The organism is Microbacterium sp. PI-1, from assembly GCF_004337555.1.
Classification (GTDB): Bacteria; Actinomycetota; Actinomycetes; order Actinomycetales; family Microbacteriaceae; genus Microbacterium; species Microbacterium aurugineum.
The window spans coordinates 61,411-82,538 of record NZ_SJYZ01000006.1 but is presented as its reverse complement, the minus strand read 5'-3'; the positions used below and the strand labels follow the sequence as shown (position 1 = coordinate 82,538).

23 protein-coding genes are annotated in these 21,128 nt (G+C 69.0%); 13 read left to right on the top strand and 10 right to left on the bottom strand.

Annotated features, from left to right (window positions below; all coding sequences use genetic code 11):
* The first annotated feature begins 17 nt into the window (after window positions 1-17).
* Together E0W80_RS07450 and E0W80_RS07445 are read left to right on the top strand one after the other, a co-directional pair.
* Complete coding sequence (locus E0W80_RS07450; protein ID WP_131491920.1) at window positions 18-242, top strand: DUF3107 domain-containing protein; 225 nt, start codon at window positions 18-20, stop codon at window positions 240-242.
* A 7-nt stretch (window positions 243-249) separates the two neighbouring features.
* A complete protein-coding gene (locus E0W80_RS07445; RefSeq protein WP_131491919.1) occupies window positions 250-537 on the top strand; it encodes a hypothetical protein in 288 nt (95 codons plus the stop codon).
* Window positions 538-545: 8 nt separating this feature from the next.
* On the opposite strand, the gene E0W80_RS07440 is transcribed toward E0W80_RS07445, so the two are convergent.
* The gene (locus E0W80_RS07440) at window positions 546-1,259 is read right to left on the bottom strand and encodes a ferritin-like fold-containing protein (RefSeq protein ID WP_047523057.1); all 714 of its coding nucleotides are present in this window, start codon (window positions 1,257-1,259) and stop codon (window positions 546-548) included.
* Between the two features lie 196 nt (window positions 1,260-1,455).
* Here E0W80_RS07440 and E0W80_RS07435 point away from each other — a divergent pair, with 196 nt between their 5' ends.
* A complete protein-coding gene (locus tag E0W80_RS07435) occupies window positions 1,456-2,976 on the top strand; it encodes a DEAD/DEAH box helicase (RefSeq protein ID WP_131491918.1) in 1,521 nt (506 codons plus the stop codon).
* A 72-nt stretch (window positions 2,977-3,048) separates the two neighbouring features.
* Here the strand turns inward: E0W80_RS07435 and E0W80_RS07430 are convergent, their stop codons facing one another.
* Window positions 3,049-3,933 carry a DUF817 domain-containing protein gene (locus tag E0W80_RS07430; RefSeq protein WP_131491917.1) on the bottom strand — a complete coding sequence of 295 codons (885 nt, stop codon included), beginning with the start codon at window positions 3,931-3,933 and terminating at the stop codon, window positions 3,049-3,051.
* Between the two features lie 62 nt (window positions 3,934-3,995).
* Window positions 3,996-4,868: a PHP domain-containing protein gene (locus E0W80_RS07425; RefSeq protein WP_131491916.1), complete on the bottom strand. Its 873-nt coding sequence runs from the start codon at window positions 4,866-4,868 to the stop codon at window positions 3,996-3,998.
* A 100-nt stretch (window positions 4,869-4,968) separates the two neighbouring features.
* Here E0W80_RS07425 and E0W80_RS07420 point away from each other — a divergent pair, with 100 nt between their 5' ends.
* Genes E0W80_RS07420 through E0W80_RS07410 form a run of 3 tightly spaced genes read left to right on the top strand, consistent with a single transcriptional unit; the run spans window position 4,969 to window position 8,369 of the window.
* Window positions 4,969-5,991 (top strand): endonuclease/exonuclease/phosphatase family protein, encoded by a 1,023-nt coding sequence (locus E0W80_RS07420; protein ID WP_131491915.1) that lies wholly within the window; start codon window positions 4,969-4,971, stop codon window positions 5,989-5,991.
* A 38-nt stretch (window positions 5,992-6,029) separates the two neighbouring features.
* Complete coding sequence (locus tag E0W80_RS07415; RefSeq protein ID WP_131491914.1) at window positions 6,030-7,451, top strand: aminopeptidase P family protein; 1,422 nt, start codon at window positions 6,030-6,032, stop codon at window positions 7,449-7,451.
* Between the two features lie 9 nt (window positions 7,452-7,460).
* Window positions 7,461-8,369 carry a phosphotransferase gene (locus E0W80_RS07410; RefSeq protein ID WP_131491913.1) on the top strand — a complete coding sequence of 303 codons (909 nt, stop codon included), beginning with the start codon at window positions 7,461-7,463 and terminating at the stop codon, window positions 8,367-8,369.
* A gap of 3 nt (window positions 8,370-8,372) precedes the next feature.
* Here E0W80_RS07410 and E0W80_RS07405 read toward each other — a convergent pair whose 3' ends face one another.
* Together E0W80_RS07405 and E0W80_RS07400 are read right to left on the bottom strand one after the other, a co-directional pair.
* A complete protein-coding gene (locus E0W80_RS07405) occupies window positions 8,373-9,035 on the bottom strand; it encodes an alpha/beta family hydrolase (RefSeq protein WP_131491912.1) in 663 nt (220 codons plus the stop codon).
* 25 nt (window positions 9,036-9,060) lie between these two features.
* Entirely contained in the window at window positions 9,061-9,762 is a 702-nt protein-coding gene (locus tag E0W80_RS07400; RefSeq protein ID WP_194239202.1) for a general stress protein, read from the bottom strand.
* Window positions 9,763-9,847: 85 nt separating this feature from the next.
* Here E0W80_RS07400 and E0W80_RS07395 point away from each other — a divergent pair, with 85 nt between their 5' ends.
* Genes E0W80_RS07395 through E0W80_RS07380 form a run of 4 tightly spaced genes read left to right on the top strand, consistent with a single transcriptional unit; the run spans window position 9,848 to window position 13,262 of the window.
* Window positions 9,848-11,116, top strand: a complete 1,269-nt coding sequence (locus tag E0W80_RS07395; protein ID WP_047523064.1) for a CBS domain-containing protein — start codon at window positions 9,848-9,850, stop codon at window positions 11,114-11,116.
* Entirely contained in the window at window positions 11,116-11,628 is a 513-nt protein-coding gene (locus E0W80_RS07390; RefSeq protein ID WP_047523065.1) for a DUF1003 domain-containing protein, read from the top strand. Before E0W80_RS07395 ends, E0W80_RS07390 begins: the two co-directional genes overlap by 1 nt.
* Window positions 11,625-12,764 (top strand): Mrp/NBP35 family ATP-binding protein, encoded by a 1,140-nt coding sequence (locus E0W80_RS07385; protein ID WP_131491911.1) that lies wholly within the window; start codon window positions 11,625-11,627, stop codon window positions 12,762-12,764. Before E0W80_RS07390 ends, E0W80_RS07385 begins: the two co-directional genes overlap by 4 nt.
* A 3-nt stretch (window positions 12,765-12,767) precedes the next feature.
* Window positions 12,768-13,262: a YcxB family protein gene (locus E0W80_RS07380; protein WP_131491910.1), complete on the top strand. Its 495-nt coding sequence runs from the start codon at window positions 12,768-12,770 to the stop codon at window positions 13,260-13,262.
* Between the two features lie 21 nt (window positions 13,263-13,283).
* Here the strand turns inward: E0W80_RS07380 and E0W80_RS07375 are convergent, their stop codons facing one another.
* Window positions 13,284-13,658 carry a twin-arginine translocase TatA/TatE family subunit gene (locus tag E0W80_RS07375; protein ID WP_131491909.1) on the bottom strand — a complete coding sequence of 125 codons (375 nt, stop codon included), beginning with the start codon at window positions 13,656-13,658 and terminating at the stop codon, window positions 13,284-13,286.
* Window positions 13,659-13,747: 89 nt separating this feature from the next.
* Here E0W80_RS07375 and E0W80_RS07370 point away from each other — a divergent pair, with 89 nt between their 5' ends.
* On the top strand, window positions 13,748-14,386 hold the full coding sequence (locus tag E0W80_RS07370; RefSeq protein ID WP_131491908.1) for a class I SAM-dependent methyltransferase: 639 nt from the start codon (window positions 13,748-13,750) through the stop codon (window positions 14,384-14,386).
* A gap of 103 nt (window positions 14,387-14,489) precedes the next feature.
* On the opposite strand, the gene E0W80_RS07365 is transcribed toward E0W80_RS07370, so the two are convergent.
* The 3 genes from E0W80_RS07365 to dapE all read right to left on the bottom strand — a co-directional run bounded on the left by E0W80_RS07365 (window position 14,490) and on the right by dapE (window position 17,030).
* Window positions 14,490-14,663 carry a DUF3117 domain-containing protein gene (locus E0W80_RS07365; protein WP_017203323.1) on the bottom strand — a complete coding sequence of 58 codons (174 nt, stop codon included), beginning with the start codon at window positions 14,661-14,663 and terminating at the stop codon, window positions 14,490-14,492.
* 94 nt (window positions 14,664-14,757) lie between these two features.
* The gene (locus E0W80_RS07360) at window positions 14,758-15,975 is read right to left on the bottom strand and encodes a hypothetical protein (RefSeq protein ID WP_131491907.1); all 1,218 of its coding nucleotides are present in this window, start codon (window positions 15,973-15,975) and stop codon (window positions 14,758-14,760) included.
* Window positions 15,957-17,030 (bottom strand): succinyl-diaminopimelate desuccinylase, encoded by a 1,074-nt coding sequence (gene dapE, locus E0W80_RS07355; protein WP_131491906.1) that lies wholly within the window; start codon window positions 17,028-17,030, stop codon window positions 15,957-15,959. Before dapE ends, E0W80_RS07360 begins: the two co-directional genes overlap by 19 nt.
* A 65-nt stretch (window positions 17,031-17,095) precedes the next feature.
* Between dapE and dapD the strand changes: the two genes are divergently transcribed.
* Both dapD and E0W80_RS07345 read left to right on the top strand, forming a co-directional pair.
* A complete protein-coding gene (gene dapD, locus E0W80_RS07350; protein ID WP_131491905.1) occupies window positions 17,096-18,043 on the top strand; it encodes a 2,3,4,5-tetrahydropyridine-2,6-dicarboxylate N-succinyltransferase in 948 nt (315 codons plus the stop codon).
* Window positions 18,044-18,304: 261 nt separating this feature from the next.
* A complete protein-coding gene (locus tag E0W80_RS07345) occupies window positions 18,305-19,681 on the top strand; it encodes a DEAD/DEAH box helicase (RefSeq protein ID WP_131491904.1) in 1,377 nt (458 codons plus the stop codon).
* Between the two features lie 133 nt (window positions 19,682-19,814).
* On the opposite strand, the gene E0W80_RS07340 is transcribed toward E0W80_RS07345, so the two are convergent.
* Window positions 19,815-21,104: a citrate synthase gene (locus E0W80_RS07340; RefSeq protein WP_052193612.1), complete on the bottom strand. Its 1,290-nt coding sequence runs from the start codon at window positions 21,102-21,104 to the stop codon at window positions 19,815-19,817.
* Between the last annotated feature and the right edge of the window lie 24 nt (window positions 21,105-21,128).

Below are 21,128 nucleotides of genomic sequence, written 5' to 3'. Positions count from 1 at the left end.
AACTTCAAGGAGCACGCGTGGAAATCCGCATCGGCATCATCAACACCGGCCGCGAACTGAGCTTCGACACCGGCGTGAGCGCAGACGAGGTCCGCACCCAGGTCACCACGGCGCTGGAGCAGAACGCCACGCACGTGAGCTTCGCCGATGTGAAGGGCAACTCCTACATCGTCCCCACGGCGAACCTCGCCTACATCGAACTGGGCACCGAGGAATCGCGTCGCGTCGGCTTCGTCGCCTGAGCAGACGATGTACATCCTGCTCGCACTGATCGGCGCGTGTGCCCTGGGCATCGCGGTGCATTTCCTGATCTCCGGGCGCGAGCTGCGCGGAGTGGCGCTCGCGCCCGCCGTGGCGACAGCGGTCTCGGCGATCACCTACACGGGTCTGCAGTGGGCCGGCGTCGGTGAGGACAGCATCTGGCTGTGGCTCGCGAGCGTGCTCGGTGCTCCCGTCGTCGCCGCGCTGGTGACGGTGGCGATCACCGGGATGCGCAAGCGGTCCGATGCAGATGCCAAGGCGGCACTCGGCATCTGACGGGCAACCTAGGACGCGAGGCCCATCGCGTCCATGCGCCGCGCGTGGGCTCCCATGAGTTCGGTGTAGACCGGCTCGACGCGCTCGTCGTCGACCTGGAGCAGCTCCGGCCGCAGTGCGGAACGGCAGACCAGGATGGTGTCACCGACGAGGCGCCGCGCCCACATCGACAGCAGGGACCGCCACTCCTCATCGCTCTCGATCGTCTCCTGGATGATCGCGACGATCTCATGGCCGGCATCGTCTTCGCGGAGGATCTCCGCCACCCGACGACCGGTCTCGCCGTAGCTCGACGCGAGCGCGAGGTAGAAGTCGTCGAGCATCCCGGCGGTGATGTACACGGCGAGGAGCGTCTCCCGGGGTCGCGCACCGATCGTCTTGCGTCGGAAAGCGTCGAGGTTCTCGCGGAACGGCAGCATCACCTGCGTGGGGTCGCCACCGCGCTCGGCGATGACCTCCACGATCCCGCGATGCTTCGTCAACGCCGCCCCGGCCGCACGCGACAGGGACTCCTTCTCGGAAAGCTCGGGGGTCGCCCGGATGAGCCTGGTGAGCGTCTCGAAGTAGCCCAGCTGCAGGTACGCGGCCTGACCGAGGAACCGATCGAGCTCGGGGGCGAGTTCAGCGAAGTCGACCCTCGTCGCATCGCTCTGCTCGCCTCGGCTGCGCAGGGTGAGGATTCGCCGTGGCGCGTCATCGCGCTGCCAGAACCACTTAACCACGAGGTCTTCCTCCTGAGTCCACCACGAGATTCACAATACCCGCGCCGGGCCCTCCTTCCTGGTCCGCACCACCCCTCCGGTAGGCTGGGCGTGTCCCCGCCGTCGGAGCGGGGCCCCGCGCCTGTGGCACAAGAGACGGCGTGGATCCGTTTACGTGGCGATCCCCCAGGGTCGCCGGACAGGCAATCTGAATAAAGTGACAACTTTCGCCGATCTCGGCATCGATCAGGACATCGTCGACGCACTCGCGGCCAAGGGCATCATCGATGCCTTCCCGATCCAGGAGCAGACCATCCCCCTCGGCCTTCCGGGGCAGGACATCATCGGCCAGGCGAAGACCGGCACGGGAAAGACCTTCGGGTTCGGCATCCCCGTCGTGCAGCGCCTCGGCAAGGACCCGGAGCACGGCGTCAAAGCACTCATCGTCGTCCCCACCCGCGAGCTCGCCGTGCAGGTCTACGAAGACATCGATCTGCTCACCAGCAACCGCTCCACCAGCGTCGTCGCCATCTACGGAGGCAAGGCGTACGAGGGTCAGATCGACCAGCTCAAGGCGGGCGCGCAGATCGTGGTCGGCACTCCCGGCCGCCTGATCGACCTCGCGGGCCAGCGCCTGCTCGACCTCTCCAACGCGACGGAGGTCGTGCTCGACGAGGCCGACAAGATGCTCGACCTCGGCTTCCTCGCCGACATCGAGAAGATCTTCCAGAAGGTCCCGGCCGTCCGCCACACGCAGCTGTTCTCGGCGACCATGCCCGGCCCGATCGTGGCCCTCGCCCGCCGCTTCATGTCGAACCCGATCCACATCCGCGCCAACGACCCCGACGAGGGCCTCACCCAGGCCAACATCAAGCACCTCGTCTACCGCGCGCACTCGATGGACAAGGACGAGATCATCGCTCGCATCCTGCAGGCCGAGGGCCGCGGCAAGACCGTGATCTTCACCCGCACCAAGCGCGCGGCGCAGCGCCTCGTCGACGAGCTCAACGACCGCGGCTTCAACGTCGGCGGCGTGCACGGCGACATGGGGCAGGACCAGCGCGAGCGCTCGATGGCCGCGTTCAAGGCAGGCAAGCGTGACGTTCTCGTCGCGACCGACGTGGCCGCCCGCGGCATCGACGTCGACGACGTGACGCACGTCATCAACCACACCATCCCCGACGAGGACAAGACGTACCTGCACCGCGCCGGCCGCACGGGGCGTGCGGGCAAGACCGGCATCGCCGTCACTTTCGTCGACTGGGAGGACCTGCACAAGTGGGCCCTCATCAACCGGGCGCTCGAGTTCGGTCAGCCGGAGCCTGTCGAGACCTACTCGTCGAGCCCCCACCTGTACGAAGACCTGGACATCCCGCAGGGCACGAAGGGCCGCCTGGTGTCGGCGCCGAAGACCGAATCCGTCAAGACCGAGCGCACCCGTCGGCCCGCGCGTGCCGCGGACGCCGCCGCGGAAGGCACCGACGAGACCGGGACGCGTCGCCGTCGCCGCCGTCGCAACAGCGCGACTCCGGTCGGCTCGACCTTCACCGAAGGCGCGTCGGGGGCCACCACCGGCGAAGGACAGTCCGCTCCGGCCGCAGACCGCAGCGCCGAGGGCGCCGGTACCCACGACGGGGCGGGCAAGGAGCACCACGACGGCAAGCCCGCGCCGGCGCGCCGTCGCCGTCGTCGCCGTGGAGGTTCCGGCGCAGGCGCAGCGCCGGTCACCGGAGCCTGACACCTCGACCTCTCAGAAGGGCGCGTGCCGCGGACGAACTCCGCAGCACGCGCCCTTCGTCGTCGCCGCCGCTCAGCGAAGAGACGCCGCCCGCTCCCCGTGGAGGATCGCCGCAGGAACCTGCGGCGGATAGACCCACGCGACCAGGACGACCGAGATGATCATGAGCAGGAACCACGAACTCAGCTTGCTCGCCGAGACCGGCTGCCATCCCGCCGCCTGATCGGGGTATGCCCATGCTCCCGCCCAGGTGCCGATGTTCTCCGCCAGGTAGATGAAGACGGCGACTCCGACGAACACGACGAGCAGCGGGATCCGGATCGTCCGACGCCAGATACGCGCGTGCATCACCGTCGGCAGCCACAGCACGATGACCGCAGCCAGCAGGATCCACCGCGCATCCCACCACCAATGGTGCGCGAAGAAGTTCACGTAGATCGCGATCGCGAGGATCGCCGTCATCCAACGCTGCGGGTATCGCGTGAAGCCGAGGTCGAAGAGCCGGTAGACGCGCACCATGTAGGAGCCGACAGCGGCATACATGAACCCGCTGAACAGCGGCACTCCGCCGATGCGCAGGAAACCGTCCACGGCATACGCCCAGGAGCCGACATCGGTCTTGAACAGCTCCATCACGGTTCCGGTGAGGTGGAACAGGACGATCACCCACAGCTCTCGTCCGCTCTCCCAGCGGAACACGAGCATGGCCACCTGGATGAGCACGGCGGCGATGGTGAGGGCATCGTTGCGCGCGAGCGCCGCATCCGGCGGGTACCAGAACCGCGCCGCGACGATCACGAGCAACAGCGTGGCCCCGAACACGCACGCCCATGCCTGCTTGACCACGAACACCGCGAACTCGATCAGGCCGGCGCGGAAGCCGCTCTTCGGGGCGCCGAGCAGCAGGCGGTGGGCCCACGCATCGACACGGCGTTCCACGGACGTCGCTCGTTGCATGCTCGGAATGTAGCGCTCCCGGTCGACAGGTCACCGGGAGTATCCCGACAGTATCCCGACCGTCAGGGGAAGCGCGGGGCGATGCCGGTGCCCTGCGCCAGGAGGCGGGCGACCATCTCGTCGGACGTCGTGTTCTCCCCCGGACGGTTCGGCTTGCCGCTGCCGTGATAGTCGCTGGACCCCGTGACGATGAGGTCGTGCTTCTGCGCCAGCTCGCGCAGCATCCGCTTGCCCGCTTCGGTGTTCTCGCGGTGATCGACCTCGAAGCCGCCGAGTCCGGCCGCGATCAGCCGCTCGATGTACGGGATGGGCATCATCCGGTCGCGACCCGCGGTGACCGGGTGGGCGATGATCGCCACTCCCCCGGCTTGCGTGATCAGTCGCACCGCGGTCAGCGGATCCGGGGCGTAGTGCGGCTCGTAGTATCCCTCGCGCGGATGCAGGATCCCGTCGAACGCCTCCGTGCGATCGCGCACGATGCCCCTCGCCACGAGAGCGTCCGCGATGTGAGGGCGCCCGACCGTCGCATCCAGAGCCGTCTGCGCGACCACGTCATCCCAGTGCAGGTCGTAGTCCCGTCCGATGTTGCGCACGATCCGCTCCGCGCGCCCGATCCGATCCCCGCGGATGCGATCGGTCTCGGCCCGCAGAGCCGGGTCTCCGGGATCGAAGAGGTAGCCGAGCACGTGCACGCTGCGCCACTCGTGCTTCGCCGACAGCTCCATCCCGGGGATGAACGTCATGCCGAGCGCGACGGCGGCGTCACCGGCCTCATCCCACCCGGTGGAGCGATCGTGATCAGTGAGCGCCACGGTGCGGATCCCGTGCGCGTGTGCCTGCCTGATGACCTCGGCCGGCGCCTCCGTCCCGTCGGACTGGTTGGAGTGCAGGTGCAGGTCGGCGGGACCGGCGAACCCGGCGGACGGAGAGGCCATCCTCCGAGCGTACCGAGGGCGACGGCCGGTGGGCGCGGAGGCACACGGAAGCGGATGTCGGGGCAGGGACTTCACAGGCGGCGCTCCTAGGCTTGAGGGGATGTTTCGACTACTGGGGATCCTCTTCACCGTCCTGCTCGCGATCGCGACGGCGATCGTCGTGTGGCCGCAGTTCTTCCGTCTCGAGCAGACCTATCCGTTCGCGCAGCTGGTGTCCGCGCGCGGCCTGGTCCTCGGCGGATTCCTGGTGATCGCTGTGCTCGCGCTCCTGCTGCTCTTCGCTCGTCCTCTGCGCGGATTCGCCGCGTCGGTCCTCATCGTCGCGCTGCTGGGTGCGGGGGCGACCGGCGTCATCGGGGCGACCCGCGGCTTCGGCACCACTGAGCTCCCCCAGAAGACGGAGAGCAGCATCCGGGTACTGACCTGGAACACAGCGGGCGAAGCCGTGTCCGCCGAGGTGATCGCCCAGCAGATCCTCGCTCAGGGCGCCGATGTCGTGGCCCTGCCGGAGACGACCGAGGACGTCGGCGAGCGCATCGCGATCATGTTGCGCGAGCAGGGGCATCCGATGTGGGTGCACCACGTGCAGTTCCGCCCCGATGTCCCCAACGGCCCCCAGTCCTGGCACACCACGGTGCTGGTGGCCCCCGACCTCGGCGAGTACTCGGTGATCGAATCCTCGAAGGACGGCAGCAGCAACACGGGCTCCGTGCCGAGTGTCGTGCTGATGCCGGTCGACGGCTCCGGACCCACGATCGTCGCCGTGCATGCCGTCGCTCCCCGTGTGGAGGAGATGGAGCAGTGGCAGAGCGATCTGCAGTGGATCGCCGATCAGTGTCCGCAGGGCGACTTCATCCTGGCCGGAGACTTCAATGCGACGATCGATCACATGGCGCCCCTCGGAGTGGACGGTGGTGACATCGGATACTGCCGCGATGTCGCGTCGCGCACCGGCAACGGTCTCGCGGGAACCTGGCCGAGCTCGCTCCCGCCCCTCGCCGGGGCGCCGATCGATCACGTGATGGCCTCGCCGAACTGGACACCGACGGGCTCGGTCGTCCTCGGCGATGCCGGGGGCAGCGACCACCGTGCGCTCGTCGTGCAGCTGGAGCCGGCCGGCTGAACTCCCGCAACCCGCCCTGCAGGTGACAGACTGGAGGGATGAGCACCGGAGAACGCGACACGATCGCAGAAGCCACCGTCGAAGCGTCTGTCGAGAACAGCAACACGAACCGCAAGCAGCCCTTCCCGCAGGGGTTCCTCGACACCATCTCGACGGGATGGGCCGAGCGTCCGGAAACCCTTCCCGCCCCGCGCGCACAGGCACCGTACGCCGCTGTCCGTCGAGCCGCGGTCTCTGCTGCCTTCCCGGGGAAGCGTCTCGTCATCCCCGCAGGATCGCTCAAGCAGCGCAGCAACGACACCGACTACGTCTTCCGGGCCCACTCCGCCTTCGCCCACCTCACGGGATGGGCCGCGGATGCCGAGCCCGACTCGGTCCTGGTCTTCGCGCCGACCGACGCGGGGCACGATGTCACCCTCTTCTTCCGCGAGCGCGCCGACCGCACCACGACGGAGTTCTACGCCGACGCCACGATCGGTGAGTTCTGGATCGGCCCACGCCCGTCCCTGGACGGTGTCGCGGCCGACCTGGAGATCGCGACCGCCCATCTCCACGAGCTCGAGGCCGTGGAGGGAGAGCTCGTGCTCGACGAGGACGAGACCCTCACCCGTTTCGTGTCCGAGCTGCGCCTCATCAAGGATGAGTTCGAGATCGCCGAGATGCGCCGTGCCGTCGAGATCACCGCGAACGGCTTCGACGACATCGTCCGCGAGCTTCCGTCCGCCGTCGCGCACGCCCGCGGCGAACGTGTCGTGGAGGGTGTCTTCCACCGCCGCGCCCGTGAAGACGGCAACGGCGAGGGCTACGACACGATCGCGGCGTCCGGTCCGCACGCCTGCTACCTGCACTGGACCCGCAACGACGGCACCGTGGCCCCGGGCGATCTGATCCTCGTCGACGCCGGTGTCGAAGCCGACAGCCTGTACACGGCGGACATCACCCGAACGCTGCCCGTCTCGGGAACCTTCACCGAGGTGCAGCGCCGAGTGTACGAGACCGTGCGCGAGGCCGCCGACGCCGCGTTCGCCGCTGCACGGGTGGGCGTCCGTTTCCGTGACGTGCATGCGGCCGCCATGAAGGTCATCGCCGCACGCACCGCGGAGTGGGGCCTGCTGCCGGTGACCGCTGACGAGGCGATCGACGCGGACAAGGGCGGCCAGCACCGTCGGTACATGGTGCACGGCACCTCCCACCACCTCGGCATCGACGTGCATGACTGCGCCCAGGCGCGCCGCGAGATGTACTACGACGGCGTCCTGACACCCGGCATGGTGTTCACGATCGAGCCCGGGCTGTACTTCCAGATCGACGACCTGACGGTGCCCGCAGAGCTCCGTGGCATCGGCGTGCGGATCGAGGACGACATCCTGATGACCGAGGACGGCCCCGTGAACCTCTCGGCCGACATCCCCCGCACGGCCGACGAGGTCGAAGCATGGATCGCCCGGCTCCAGAGCTGACCTCGGCGGATGCACGACGGTGAGCTCGCGCTCGAGACCGAGGTCGCGGCACGGCTGATCACGCGCCGCTTCCCCGAGCTGCGCCGAGAGGAGCTGCGACCGGTCTCGTCCACCGGGACGGTCAACAGGATCATCCGGGTGGGCGACGGCCTTGTCGCCCGCTTCCCGCGCCTCGCGGCATCGGAGCCCACTCTCGCGCGTGAGGCCGCGGCGCTCGATGAGTTGGCCGCAGCGAGTCCGTTCCCCGCCCCGCGCTCCTACGGGATCGCTGCCGCGTCGGAAGAGTTCGACTCGGCCTGGGCCGTCCAGTCCTGGATCGACGGCGAGCCGCCGGGCCCCGTGCGTGCTGCCGCGTCGGAAGCCTTCGCTCACGATCTGGTCGTCCTCATCCGTGCACTGCGCTCGGTCGACGTGCGCGGACGGGTGTTCGACGGGAACGGCCGCGGCGGAAGACTCGGCGACCACGATGAGTGGGTCTCGGAGTGTCTGTCGCGGAGCGCACACCTGATCGACGTGGCACGCACCGCGAAGCTCTGGGCGGCCCTGTGCGCGCTTCCGCCCGCCGACGCTCCGCTGATGTGCCACCGCGACCTCACGCCGTTCAACCTCCTGGTCATCGAGCGCGACGACGAGGTCCGGCTGGCGGGCGTGCTCGACGGCGGGGACTTCGGACCTGCGGACCCTGCGCTCGACCTCGTCGCCGCCTGGCACCTCCTCGATGCCCCGACACGACGCCTCGTCCGCGACGGTGTCTCCGCCGGCGAGGCCGAGTGGCAGCGGGGTGCCGGGTGGGCCCTGCAACAGGCGCTGGGCCTCGGGTGGTACTACGAGAAGTCGAACCCGCAGATGAGCGCGCTGGGGATCTCCACCGTCCGCCGCGTGCTCGCGGACCCCGAGCTGTCGATGCTCGTCGGCTGAAAGTCAGGCGACAGCACCTCCGAGGGCGAAGTCGGCCACGATCGGGGCGAGCGACGCACCGATCTGCTCCGCTGGGAGTTTGCGGCCCTTCACCTCGAATGTGTGCCCGCCGCCCTCGATCCAGACGATCCGGGCTTCTCGACAGGTCGCGACAGCCTGTTCGAACTGCGAGATCGGCTGGATGAAGGGATCGTTCGTCCCCTCCACGAAGAGCTGTGGCACGGTGATCGCCGGCAGGTGCTCGACCCGCGGCTTCTCCGGCCGTCCTGGCGGATGAAGGGGATAGCCGAGATAGACGAGTCCGTCCACCCGTAAGCCCTCCGCGACCGCCATCGATGCCATGCGTCCGCCGTAGGACTTCCCCGTCGCCCAGATCGTCGCCGCGGGGTCTGATGTGCGCGCGAACGTCGTGACCGCGTTCCAGGTGGCGATCGCATGCGCGGCCGGCCCCGGCATCCGCCGCCCCTGCTGCACGTACGGGAAGTTGAAGCGCAGTGTCGAGAAGCCGATCGCGCGGAGTGCCTCGACGTACCCGGTGAGGAAGGGATGGTCCTTTCCCGTTCCCGCACCGTGGGCGACGATCACCGTCGCCCCGTTGTCGCCGCGCGTCCAGTCGGCCGACACGACGGTGGTTCCCTTCGGCAGCGCGACCTGGATCTCAACCATCAGGAGGAACGTCCGGGGATCGTCGTCACGCCCGCTCGCCCGGGGCGCCTTCTGCACCCGGCGTCGCGTCGGGCTCGATCGGTGCGGGCGTCCCGGGCTCGGGCGTACCCGGCTCCGGATCGGCGGCCGGTTCGGCAACGGGGTCTGCCGGCCGCGGGGGGATCACGGGCTCCTCGGGTGCCGGCGCCGTCGCGCCAGGCGTGATCCGTTCTCCGTATCGCGGCGGCTCGTCGAGATTCACGGGAGGCCGGACCGGAGCGACGCGTGTCGCTCCGAGAACGTCGCGAGCCTTGGCGAGCGAGGCGGCTTGGACGGTGACCTCGTAGTGGTCCGCCGCGAACTGCGTGACGCTCGCGAAGTCGCGACGACGCCGGACGATCGCGTAGGTCACGAGACTCAGGAGCATCCCGACCGCGACGCCGATGAGGACGAAGCCGACGAAGAGCTGGATCGGGACCTCGGGGTTGCCGAGCACGAGGATCGCGGAGAGGAACAGGCCGATCAGGACTCCGTTGATGGCGCCGGAGCGGGCGGCCGCGGCGTATCCGAGCTTGCCGGTCACGCGCTCGACCGTCCGCACGCTCTGCCCGACGATCGCGATGTCCCGTGCCGGGACCTCCCCGGCGATCAGCTTCGAGACGGTCTTCTGTGCGTTCTCGTAGTCGCGCGTGGAAGCGACGATCTCGCCGGTCTCCGAGCTGTTCGCGGGGCGGTTCAGCATACTCATCCGACTATTCTTCCACGCGCACCGTCAGACCGCCCGAGGCGCGGCCATCCCGCCGATGACCGGGCCCGCCGACTACTCTGGAGGGGTGAGCACACAACGGGTTTTCGCCGCGCGCCTGGCCGGGTGCGCCGTCTTCGATCCCGTCGGCGACCGGCTCGGCAAGGTCCGGGACGTCGTCGTGGTGTACCGAAGTACCGCGGCACCCCGCGTGATCGGTCTCGTGGTCGAGATCCCGGGACGACGACACGTGTTCCTCTCGATCGGCCGCGTCACATCGATCCGCTCCGGTCAGGTCATCACCACCGGACTCATCAACGTGCGACGCTTCTCTCCGCGGGCCGGCGAGGTGCGGGTGCTCGCGGAGCTGCTCGGAAGACGCGTCAGCTTCTCCGACGGCAGCGGTACCGCCGTGATCGAGGACGTGGCGATCGAGCCCAATCGCCTCGGGGAATGGGCCATCAGTCAGCTCTTCCTGCGTCGGCCGAAGACCAGCGCCTCTCCCTTCGCGAAGGGGCCCACGACGTTCGCCGCGTGGAACGAGGTCGCCGAGGAACGCGCGCCGGGCGAATCCCAGTCCGCCGAACAGCTCGTCGCGTCGTACTCCGAGCTGCATGCCGCCGACCTCGCGAACACTCTTCTCGATCTGCCGCAGCAGCGGATGATCGAGGTCGCCGAGGAGCTCTCGGACGACCGCCTCGCCGATGCCCTCGAGGAGATGCCCGAGGACGAGCAGGTGCACATCCTCGACCGACTCGGCGACGAGCGCGCGGCCGACATCCTCGACCAGATGGAGCCGGATGATGCCGCCGACCTGCTCGCCCAGCTCACCCCGGACCGCCTGGAGCAGCTCCTCGAACTGATGGAGCCCGAGGAGGCCGAGGACGTCAGGATGCTGCTGCGCTACGGCCCGGACACCGCCGGCGGTCTGATGACCCCGGAACCCATCATCCTGTCGGCCGATGCGACCGTCGCCGAGGCCCTGGCTCTGATCCGGCGCCACGAGCTGCACCCGGCGCTGGCCGCGGCCGTGTTCGTGACACTCCCCCCGTTCGAGACGCCCACCGGTCGCCTGCTCGGGCTCGTGCACTTCCAGCGGATGCTGCGCTATCCCCCGCATGAACGACTCGGAGCGATCCTCGATGACAGCCTCGAGCCCGTTCCCGTCACCGCGTCGGCGGCTGAGGTGGCGCGTCTGCTGGCGAGCTACGACCTCGTCTCGTTGCCGGTGATCGACGCAGCCCATCGGCTCGTCGGCGCCATCAGCATCGACGACGTGCTCGACTATCTCCTCCCCGATGACTGGCGTTCACAGGACAGCGACGACATCGCCGCCGCTGCGAAGGAGACGAGCTGATGGCCCGCGAGTCGCGTCTGGACGCGCCGGGACGCAGCACGGCCCGCCCGCGCACCACCTCTCGCGACCGCTTCGGACGGTTCACCGAGTGGGTCGCGCGGGCGATGGGGACGCCGGCGTTCCTCGTGATCCTCAGCCTGTTCTGCGTGGTCTGGATCGTCTGGAACACCCTGATGCCCGAGCATCTGCGTTTCGATGACGCCGCGCTCGGGTTCACGGCCCTGACGCTCATGCTCTCGTTGCAGGCCTCCTATGCCGCACCGCTGATCCTGCTCGCGCAGAACCGCCAGGACGACCGCGACCGGGTGCAGATCGAGCAGGACCGCCAGCGCGCCGAGCGCAACCTCGCCGACACCGAATACCTGGCCCGCGAGATCGTGGCACTGCGCATGGCGCTCGAGGAGCGCAACTCGCAGACCGTGACCCGAGACGTGCTGCGCCAGGAGTTGAAGACCCTGCTCGCCGAACTCGAGGACACCGACGACAGGGCATCGGGGGGCGCCGCATCGTGACCGAGGCCGACCTCGTCCGCACCGCGGTCTCCGCCGTGACGGACCCGGAGTTGCGTCGACCGATCGGCGACCTCGACATGGTGCGCGACATCTCCGTCGACGGTGCCCACGCCCAGGTCGGCATCGTGCTGACGATCGTGGGCTGCCCCGCCGCGGCCCGAATCGAAGCCGACGTGCGACAGGCCGCGGCGTCCGTCCCCGGCATCACGGACGTCGACGTCGAGGTGGGGGTGATGACCCCCGCCGAACGCAAGGCGCTGACCGAGAAGCTGCGCGACGGTCGCCCGGCACGGCACATGCCGTTCGGCCCCGACTCCCTCACCCGCGTGGTCCTCGTCTCGAGCGGCAAGGGCGGAGTGGGCAAGTCGACGGTCACCGCCAACCTCGCGGTCGCCCTCGCCGACCAGGGACTCTCGGTCGGACTCGTCGATGCCGACGTGCACGGCTTCTCCATCCCCGGCCTCCTCGGGATCCCGGCCGGGACGCAGCCGACCCGCATCGACGACCTGATGCTGCCACCGGTGGCCCACGGCGTGAAGACGATCTCGATCGGGATGTTCCTGCGTGACGGCGAGTCCGTCGTGGCCTGGCGGGGGCCGATGCTGCATCGCACCGTGTCCCAGTTCCTCACCGACGTCTTCTTCGGCGACCTCGATGTGCTCCTCATCGACATGCCGCCCGGCACGGGCGACATCGCCATCTCGATCGGACAGCTGCTCCCGCACGCCGAGGTCCTCGTCGTGACGACTCCGCAGACCGCTGCCTCCGACGTGGCGATCCGCAGCGGTCTCGTGGCACGGCAGACCGGTCAGCAGGTGATCGGCGTGGTCGAGAACATGGCCGCGTACACGCTCCCCGACGGAACCGAGCTGGACCTGTTCGGGTCGGGCGGAGGAGCAGCCGTCGCCGATGCGCTCTCCGAACCGGACGAGGTCGTCCCGCTGCTGGCCTCGATCCCCCTGAGCCCTGCCCTGCGCCAGAGCGGAGACGCCGGCGCGCCCCTCGTCTCGGGAGCAGCCACGGATGCCGCCGCCACCGCGATCCACGACCTCGCTCGCGCGCTCACCCGGCGGGGACGCGGCCTCTCCGGCCGTTCGCTGCCGATGACCGTCGGCGGACCACGCAAGGAAGAGTGACCGATGCCTCCCCGCTCCCTGATGATCGACGAGGGGCTGCTGCAGCGGATGGCTCGCGATGCGGCGATCTACTCGCTGACCCGGCCGGCCGCCATCGTCATGTGGGTCGCACTCGCCGGCGCGCTGACGCTCAGCATCCTGAATCTGAGCACCCCCCTGCCCGCGGGCGCAGAACCGCCGTTCGGCGCGGGCTGGATGCCGCTGCTGATCATCGGTCTCGCGGTGTTCGCCGTCATGATGTCGGTGTCGTCGGCCCGCCAGGCTGTGCGGACGGCGATGCCCGTCGAGACCGTGGTGTGGGCACAGCTCGAAGACGACGTGCTGAGGCTGGGCAGCGGCAGGAGACAGTCGGAGATCGCCTACGGGACGTTCCAGAGCATGCGCGTGGGCAGGGATGCGGTGCTGCTCAAGGTGCGTGGGACGAGCGCGGCGACCGCCATCCCCCGTGCCCTGCTCAGCGACGCGGACATCGCGACCCTGCGCTCACGGATCTCCTGAGAGCCCCTTCGCGCCTGAAGGTCAGGTGGCCTCGGGATCGAACGGGGGGCGGTTCGTCGCGCTGAACTCCTGCGGGGCGGCGCGGGGGGCGATGGGCTCGGCGATCGTCTCCTTGGCCTGTACCGGCGTCGCCGGCTGCGGCTCCTCGAACAGGGCGTCGCGGATGATCCGACGCGGGTCGTACTGACGGGGGTCGAGCTTTCGCCAGTCGACGTCGTCGATCTCGGGCCCCATCTCCTGGCGCATCCGACTCTTGGTGTCGCGAAGGTATTCGCCGGCCTTGCGGACCATGCGGGAGAAGCTCTCGGCGGCCCGCGGAAGACGCTCAGGACCGATGATCAGCACCGCGATGAGGCCGATCAGCAGCATCTTCTCGAAGGTGAGCCCGAACGTCATCTCTACAGGCTACCGCCGCGCCTGCGGTCCCCGCGCGCGACGAGCGAATACGCTGGAGGGAATCACCGGGCAGGCAGGGAGAACAGGCCATGAGCGAGCACGACGCGAACGCGCGTTTCCTTCGCGAGTCCATCGTGGAGCCGGACTCCATCGCCCGCGCTCGGGCACATGCGGTCGAGCTGGGCGCGATGCCGGTCAGCACGGTCGTCGGCTCCCAGATCGCCGTGCTCGCCGCCGCGACGGGTGCGCGGTCGATCGTCGAGATCGGCACCGGTGCCGGTGTCTCCGGCCTCTGGCTCCTGCGCGGTGCCCCCCACGCCGTGCTCACCACGATCGACAACGAGCCCGAGCACCTCGCAGCCGCACGTCAGGCGTTCGCCGATGCGAGGGTCCCCTCCACGAGGGTCCGTTTCATCACGGGACGCGCCATCGACGTGCTGCCTCGGATGAACGAGGCGTCCTACGACATCGTGCTGGTCGACGCCGACCCCGAGCACATCATCGAGTACGTCGAACACGGGCTTCGTCTCGCCCGCACCGGCGGCCTGGTACTGGTCCCCCGCGTCCTCGCCGGCGGCCGCGTCGCCGATCCCGTCCAGCGCGACGAGATCACGTCCGCCTACCGTTCCCTGGTGCAGGAGACGCAGGAATCGTCGGCAGTGCTCGCGACCGTATCCCCTGCCGCCGAAGGCCTGCTGCAGCTCATCAGCCTCCCCGAGCGCGACTGAGCCCTCCGCACGGATCGCTCCCGAAGAGCCCGGAATCGACGAAGGGCGGTGGATCCGAGGATCCACCGCCCTTCCGGATCCGCGGACGCGGATCCGAGATCGATCAGGCCGGTGCCACGACGGCGGCCAGCACGTCGTGAAGCTCCTTGGCCTCTGCGTCGTTCACGGAGACGACCAATCGGCCGCCGCCTTCGAGTGGAACACGCACGATGATGAGTCGTCCTTCTTTCACGGCCTCCATGGGTCCGTCTCCGGTCCTCGGCTTCATCGCTGCCATCGTGGCTCCCTTTCCTCCGGTGGTATGGGATGAGTTTATCGGGTGTCACCGGGACCTGGAGGTCACCGAGCAACAATTGGGTCGAGCTTCACGATCACGGCACCTGCCAGAACGTGTTCCCGAGCGCGTACATGTGGTAGATCCAGAACCACTGACCGACGAGACACAGCGCGAGGATCCCGAGCCTCCAACGCCGTGAGCGCGGGACGGCGACCGCACCCCACATCGGGCTGAGCGGCAGGAGCAGACGGAAGGTGCTCGACTGGGGGAAGAACACCGCGAGCAGGTAGAGCAGGTAACTCGCGCTCCACAGCCGCAGGTCTCCGCCCAGGGCACGGACCTGCGGGGAATACAGCAGCGTGGCCGCGAGCCCGACGACCAGCAGCGCCAGTGCGATCGGCCCCCACCACTGCGGAAGCCCCCAGAAACCGAACCAGAACTGCGCTGCCTGGACCCAGCCTTCGAACGGGACGAAACCGTCGACACCACCGACGATCCAGTGGCGGCGCCATGCGAGTTCGGTGGCGAGGTACGCGCCGGGGTCGCCGGTGACGATGCCGGCGATCACCTGCCAGGCGAAGCCGGTCACGCTCGCCAGCGCACCCAGTGCGAGGATGTGCGCGATCTCGCGACCGGACAGCGGATCCTCCTTCCGACGAACCCATCGCATGATCCCGTGCAGCCCCAGGTAGAGGGCGAAGGCGAGTACACCGGGGCGGGTGAAGGCCATCACCGGGATGAGCACGTAGAGCCAGGAGTAGCGGTGCGCGGCGGTCGCGTCGAGTGCGAGGAACAGCAGCAGGAGGAAAAGGGTCTCGGCGTAGCCGACCTGGAACATGGCCGCGATGGGCCCGGCGGCGAAGAAGACGACCGCCCAGGTCGCCGCGCCGTTTCCGATGCGGTCACGGAGCAGGCGGTGCAGGGCGAGGCAGGCGAGGTACCCGGCGACGAACGAGATCACGAGAGCGCCGACGCCCCACGAGCCGAACAGGAACCCGACCGTCTTGGCCGCATAGGCGAACACCGGCATGAACGCCCAGGCGTTCTCGGCGACCTCCCCGGAGTCGGTCAGGGGGAGGTCGGTCGGATACCCGTTCTCGGCGACGAGCCAATACCACTGGGCGTCCCAACCGAGGATGAAGTCGACGACGCCCGCGTCTGCACCGAACCGAGAGGCCCCGGTCGACAGGGAGCCCGCCACGAGGAAGAAGGCGGTGGTGACCACCCGCGCACCGAGATAGATGAAGGCCATGCGCAGTGCGAGCGGTGTCTGCGCCCACCGGCGGGCCGCACTCAGTGCGAAGCGAGCCATACGCGCAGGCCCCGCTCCACGGCGTCGATCTGCGCGAGCGGCACGCGCTCCTCGTCGTGGTGCGCGAGGTGCGGGTCGCCCGGGCCGTAGTTCACCGCGGGGATGCCGAGGGCCGAGAACCGGGCGACATCCGTCCATCCGTACTTCGGTCGCGGCTCCGCGCCGACAGCAGCCACGAACTGCTTCGCGATCTCGGCGTCGAGCCCGGGGCGCGCACCCTCGGCGGCGTCCGTGATCTCGATGTCGAAGCCCGCGAGAACCCCGCGGAGATGGGACTCGGCGTCCGCAGCCGACTTGTTGGGAGCGAAACGGTAGTTGACCTCGACCTCGCAGGCATCGGGGATGACGTTCCCCGCGACGCCACCCGCGATGCGCACGGCGCTCAGGCTCTCACGGTAGAGCAACCCTTCGACCAGCACCTCCTTGGCGCGATACTCCGCCAGCCGGGTGAGGATGGGCGCGGCACTGTGGATCGCGTTCTCGCCGATCCAGGCGCGGGCACTGTGTGCTCGCACGCCGGTCGTCCGGACGAGCGCTCGGAGGGTGCCGTTGCAGCCCCCCTCCACCTCACCGTTGGACGGCTCGCCGAGGATCGCGAAGTCCGCCTGGAACAGATCGGGACGAACGGCCGCGAGCAGCCCGAGACCGTTCTTGGAGGCTTCGATCTCCTCGTTGTCGTACCACATCCAGGTGATGTCGACGGCGGGAGCGGTGAGCTCGGCCGCGAGTTTCAGCTGCACGGCGGTGCCGGCCTTCATGTCGACCGTGCCGCGTCCCCACAGGTAGGGCACTCCGTCGATCTCGATGTCCCGCGTCGGGAGGTTCGCATTGATCGGCACGGTGTCGATGTGACCGGCGATCGCGACGCGCTGCGCACGGCCGAGGTCGGTGCGGGCGACGATCGTGTTCCCGTGCCGGAAGACCTCGAGATGGGCCAACGGCGAGATCGCGGCCTCGATCGCATCGGCCAGCGTCTTCTCGTCGCCGGAGACGCTCGGGATGTCGCAGATCGCACGAGTGAGTTCGACGGAGGACGCGGTCAGATCGAGCACCATGCGTCCAGCCTACTTACCTCGTCATGCGTGAAGTCGTCGCCGGCCGGGCGCGATAGCGTGGAGGGATGAGCGACGCACGCACGGTATGGGGTAACGGACTGACCACGATCGCCGGGGACGGCACGGTTCTCGATGCCTGGTACCCGGAGGTGCGACTCGGGGAGCTCGTCGCGGATGAGGCGGGCGTCGCCGCACTCGAACCCCTCGTCGGACGCGACGAGCGACGAGACGTCACGGTCGAGGTCGTGCAGCTGCAGATCGACCTCGACGAGGCTCCCGCCTCCACCGCCGACGCGTATCTGCGTCTGCACGCGCTCTCGCACCTCGTGGCGCGTCCCAACGAGCTGAACCTCGACGGCATCTTCGGACACCTGCCCAACGTCGCCTGGACGAACGCCGGACCGGTGCACCCCGACGTCGCCGCGCGTCGTCGTCCGCACCTCCAGCGCGCGGGCATCCAGGTGCAGGGGCTGGACAAGTTCCCCCGTCTGACCGACTACGTCCAGCCGTCCGGCGTGCGCATCGCCGACGCGTCCCGTGTGCGCCTCGGTGCGTACCTCTCCCCCGGCACGACGGTGATGCACGAGGGCTTCGTCAACTTCAACGCCGGCACTCTCGGTGCCTCGATGGTCGAAGGGCGCGTCTCGCAGGGTGTCGTCGTCGGGGACGGCAGCGACATCGGCGGTGGCTCCTCCATCATGGGCACCCTCTCGGGCGGCGGCACGCACCGGGTGTCGATCGGAGCGCGCACGCTCCTCGGCGCCAACGCCGGCATCGGCATCTCGCTCGGCGATGACTGCATCGTCGAAGCGGGCCTCTACGTGACAGCCGGCACCAAGGTCGTGCTCGCCGACGGTCCCGCGACGCCGGATGGCGGGCGGCGGACGGTGAAGGGTGCGGAACTCTCGGGCCAGGACGGACTGCTGTTCCGCCGCAACTCGCTCAGCGGGGCGGTCGAGGCTGTGCGACGGGCGGGCGTCGGAGTGACGCTGAACGAGGCGCTGCACGCCTGATCCGCCGTCGACGACTCGCGCACGCAGCGGGCATGCAGCTGACGGCATGCCCGCGCTGATAGACTGACCTCGTTGCACGGACCGCCGGTCCCACAACATCGTCGTCGTCACGGGGTCTCCGAGGACCGAAGCGAGCGGAACTGCTCCCATCACCAGCATCAGCTGGCCTTTCGAACGGCGAATCGATGCGCAATTCCTGCGCCGTCGCCCACCTCACCCCTTATCTCGCGCCGTTCACTCGTGCGCTGACGGAGTTTCTGCATGTCTACTTTCCTTGAACTCGGCGTTCCCGCCGAGCTCGCCGCCGTTCTCGCCGACTCCGGCAAGACCGAAGCGTTCGCCATCCAGCGCGACACGCTCCCCGACTCGCTTGCCGGACGCGACCTCCTGGGCCGCGGACGCACGGGCAGCGGCAAGACCATCGCCTTCGCACTCCCGCTCGTCGCTCGACTCGCCGCGTCCGGGGGGCAGCGCCGCGCAGGCCTGCCGCGCGGACTCGTCCTCGCTCCGACCCGAGAGCTCGCAACCCAGATCGCTGCGACGATCGCTCCTCTCGCCGAGGCCGCGGGCCTGCGCGTCACGACCGTCTTCGGCGGCGTCAGCCAGCGTCCGCAGGAGCAGGCGCTGCGCGGCGGCGTCGACATCGTGGTCGCCTGCCCCGGTCGACTCGAAGACCTCATGAAGCAGCAGGTCGTGCGCTTGAGCGCGATCGAGGTCACCGTGCTGGACGAGGCCGACCACATGGCCGACCTCGGCTTCCTCCCCGGTGTCACCCGCATCCTCACGGCGACCCCGGCCGGCGGTCAGCGCCTGCTGTTCAGCGCGACGCTCGACCGCGGCATCGACACCCTGGCCCGCCGCTTCCTCTCGAACGCGGTCAGCCACGAGGTCGACGAGGAGAGCGTGCCCGTCGGCGAGATGACGCACCGTGTGCTCGTGGTCGACTCGACCGACAACAAGACCGCGCTCGTGCGCGACCTCGCATCGGGCACCGGGCGCCGCATCCTCTTCACCCGCACCAAGCACCAGGCGAAGAAGCTCGCGAAGCAGCTCACCGCTGCAGGCATCCCCGCGGTCGACCTGCACGGCAACCTCTCGCAGAACGCTCGCGAGCGCAACCTCGGCGCATTCTCCGCGGCGCCGGAGGACGGCGGCGTGCGCGTGCTCGTCGCGACCGACGTCGCTGCGCGCGGGGTGCACGTGGACAACGTGGACCTCGTGGTGCACGTCGACCCGCCCGTGGAGCACAAGGCGTACCTGCACCGTTCCGGTCGCACGGCGCGCGCCGGAGCCGCCGGTACGGTCGTGACCGTCGTGCTGCCCGAGCAGCGTCGTGACGTCAAGGATCTGCTGCGCAAGGCCGCCATCAGCGCTCCGCTGGAGGACGTGACCACGGCGGCCGTCACCGCTCTCGTCCCCGAGCGCGCACCGCACGTGCGCCCGGCCCCGGTGCAGGCGCCGCAGCAGCAGCGTCAGTCCTCGAAGCAGCGTCCCGCGGGTGGCGAGCGGAACGGGGCGGCGAACCCGCCTTCCCGTCGTCGTCGCCGTCCCCGCTCCGGCACATCCGGTGCCGGCCAGGGCGGAGGCTACTCCACGCAGAGCGGCCAGTCCCGTCAGGGCGGCGGCCGGGGGCGCTGACGCGTCCCGCTCCACCCCTTTTCACGTCGAGGCCCCCTCAGCGCGTCGACGCCCCCTCTGACAGTCGTCAGTGTGAGGGGGCGTCGGCGGGCAGAGGGGGCCTCGACCGCTTACGGTCGCGCGCGGCCGAGACTCAGCGGGTCGGAAAAGAGCGCTCCGAGGATCCGGTGTACAGCTGCTGCGGGCGGCCGATCTTGGTCTGCGGGTCGAGCTGCAGCTCACGCCACTGCGCGAGCCAGCCGGGCAGACGTCCGATCGCGAAGAGCACGGTGAACATCCGCGTGGGGAAGCCCATCGCCTTGTAGATCACACCCGTGTAGAAGTCGACGTTCGGGTACAGGCGACGCTCACGGAAGTAATCGTCGGCGAGCGCGAGCTCCTCGAGCTCCTTGGCCAGGTCGAGGAGGGGGTCAGTGACGCCCAGCGAGGAGAGCACCTCGTCGGCCGCGTCCTTGACGAGCTTGGCGCGCGGATCGTAGTTCTTGTAGACCCGGTGCCCGAAGCCCATCAGCTTCACGCCTTCTTCCTTGTTCTTCACCCGCTCGACGAAGCGCGAAACGCTCTGACCGGAGTCACGGATCTGCCCGAGCATGGTCAGGACAGCCTCGTTCGCACCGCCGTGAAGGGGGCCGGAGAGAGCCTGGATGCCGGCGGAGATCGACGCGAACTGGTTCGCACCGGTGGAGCCCACGAGGCGGACGGTCGAGGTCGAGGCGTTCTGCTCGTGGTCTTCGTGCAGGATGAGGAGCAGCTCGAGAGCCTTCGACATCACCGGGTTGACCTCGTACTCCTCGCTGTGCACACCGAAGTTCAGCTTCAGGAAGTTGTCCACGAAGCTCAGCGAGTTGTCGGGGTAGAGGAAGGCCTGGCCGACGCTCTTCTTGTGCGCGTACGCCGCGATCACCGGAAGCTTGGCGAGCATTCGCACCATGTTGAGTTCGACGTGCTCGGGGTTGTGCGGGTCGGTCTGACCTTCGTAGTAGGTCGAGAGCGCCGCGACCGCCGACGACAGCACCGACATCGGGTGCGCCGTGTGCGGCAGGGCGGAAAAGAAGCGCTTGAGGTCTTCGTGCAGCAGCGTGTGGCGACGGATCTTCTCGTCGAACTCCGCGAGCTCGGATGCCGAGGGCAGTTCGCCGTAGATCAGGAGCCAGGCGACCTCGAGATAGCTGGTCGATCCCGCCAGCTGTTCGATCGGGTATCCGCGATAGCGCAGGATGCCCTTGTCGCCGTCGATGAAGGTGATCTCGGACTTCGTCGACGCGGTGTTCACGAAGCCGTAGTCGAGGCCGGTGTAGCCGGTCTGACGGGTCAGCGTCGAGAAGTCGATGCTGTCGTGCCCCGCCGTGCCGCGCAGTACCGGGAATTCGGCGGTCGTCTCACCGATCGTCAGCTTCGCCGTCTGGTCTGCCGCTGCACTCACGCGGACCTCCTCCTGGTGTCCGCC

What these genes read in the sequence shown, in the direction of transcription:
- E0W80_RS07445 (WP_131491919.1), top strand. Translation starts at nt 250, where the DNA reads ATGTACATCCTGCTCGCACTGATCGGCGCGTGTGCCCTGGGCATCGCG.
- E0W80_RS07430 (WP_131491917.1), bottom strand. Translation starts at nt 3,933, where the DNA reads ATGCAACGAGCGACGTCCGTGGAACGCCGTGTCGATGCGTGGGCCCAC.
- E0W80_RS07425 (WP_131491916.1), bottom strand. Translation starts at nt 4,868, where the DNA reads ATGGCCTCTCCGTCCGCCGGGTTCGCCGGTCCCGCCGACCTGCACCTG.
- E0W80_RS07420 (WP_131491915.1), top strand. Translation starts at nt 4,969, where the DNA reads ATGTTTCGACTACTGGGGATCCTCTTCACCGTCCTGCTCGCGATCGCG.
- E0W80_RS07415 (WP_131491914.1), top strand. Translation starts at nt 6,030, where the DNA reads ATGAGCACCGGAGAACGCGACACGATCGCAGAAGCCACCGTCGAAGCG.
- E0W80_RS07410 (WP_131491913.1), top strand. Translation starts at nt 7,461, where the DNA reads ATGCACGACGGTGAGCTCGCGCTCGAGACCGAGGTCGCGGCACGGCTG.
- E0W80_RS07405 (WP_131491912.1), bottom strand. Translation starts at nt 9,035, where the DNA reads ATGGTTGAGATCCAGGTCGCGCTGCCGAAGGGAACCACCGTCGTGTCG.
- E0W80_RS07400 (WP_194239202.1), bottom strand. Translation starts at nt 9,762, where the DNA reads ATGAGTATGCTGAACCGCCCCGCGAACAGCTCGGAGACCGGCGAGATC.
- E0W80_RS07390 (WP_047523065.1), top strand. Translation starts at nt 11,116, where the DNA reads ATGGCCCGCGAGTCGCGTCTGGACGCGCCGGGACGCAGCACGGCCCGC.
- E0W80_RS07380 (WP_131491910.1), top strand. Translation starts at nt 12,768, where the DNA reads ATGCCTCCCCGCTCCCTGATGATCGACGAGGGGCTGCTGCAGCGGATG.
- E0W80_RS07375 (WP_131491909.1), bottom strand. Translation starts at nt 13,658, where the DNA reads ATGACGTTCGGGCTCACCTTCGAGAAGATGCTGCTGATCGGCCTCATC.
- E0W80_RS07370 (WP_131491908.1), top strand. Translation starts at nt 13,748, where the DNA reads ATGAGCGAGCACGACGCGAACGCGCGTTTCCTTCGCGAGTCCATCGTG.
- E0W80_RS07365 (WP_017203323.1), bottom strand. Translation starts at nt 14,663, where the DNA reads ATGGCAGCGATGAAGCCGAGGACCGGAGACGGACCCATGGAGGCCGTG.
- E0W80_RS07360 (WP_131491907.1), bottom strand. Translation starts at nt 15,975, where the DNA reads ATGGCTCGCTTCGCACTGAGTGCGGCCCGCCGGTGGGCGCAGACACCG.
- dapE (WP_131491906.1), bottom strand. Translation starts at nt 17,030, where the DNA reads ATGGTGCTCGATCTGACCGCGTCCTCCGTCGAACTCACTCGTGCGATC.
- dapD (WP_131491905.1), top strand. Translation starts at nt 17,096, where the DNA reads ATGAGCGACGCACGCACGGTATGGGGTAACGGACTGACCACGATCGCC.
- E0W80_RS07345 (WP_131491904.1), top strand. Translation starts at nt 18,305, where the DNA reads ATGTCTACTTTCCTTGAACTCGGCGTTCCCGCCGAGCTCGCCGCCGTT.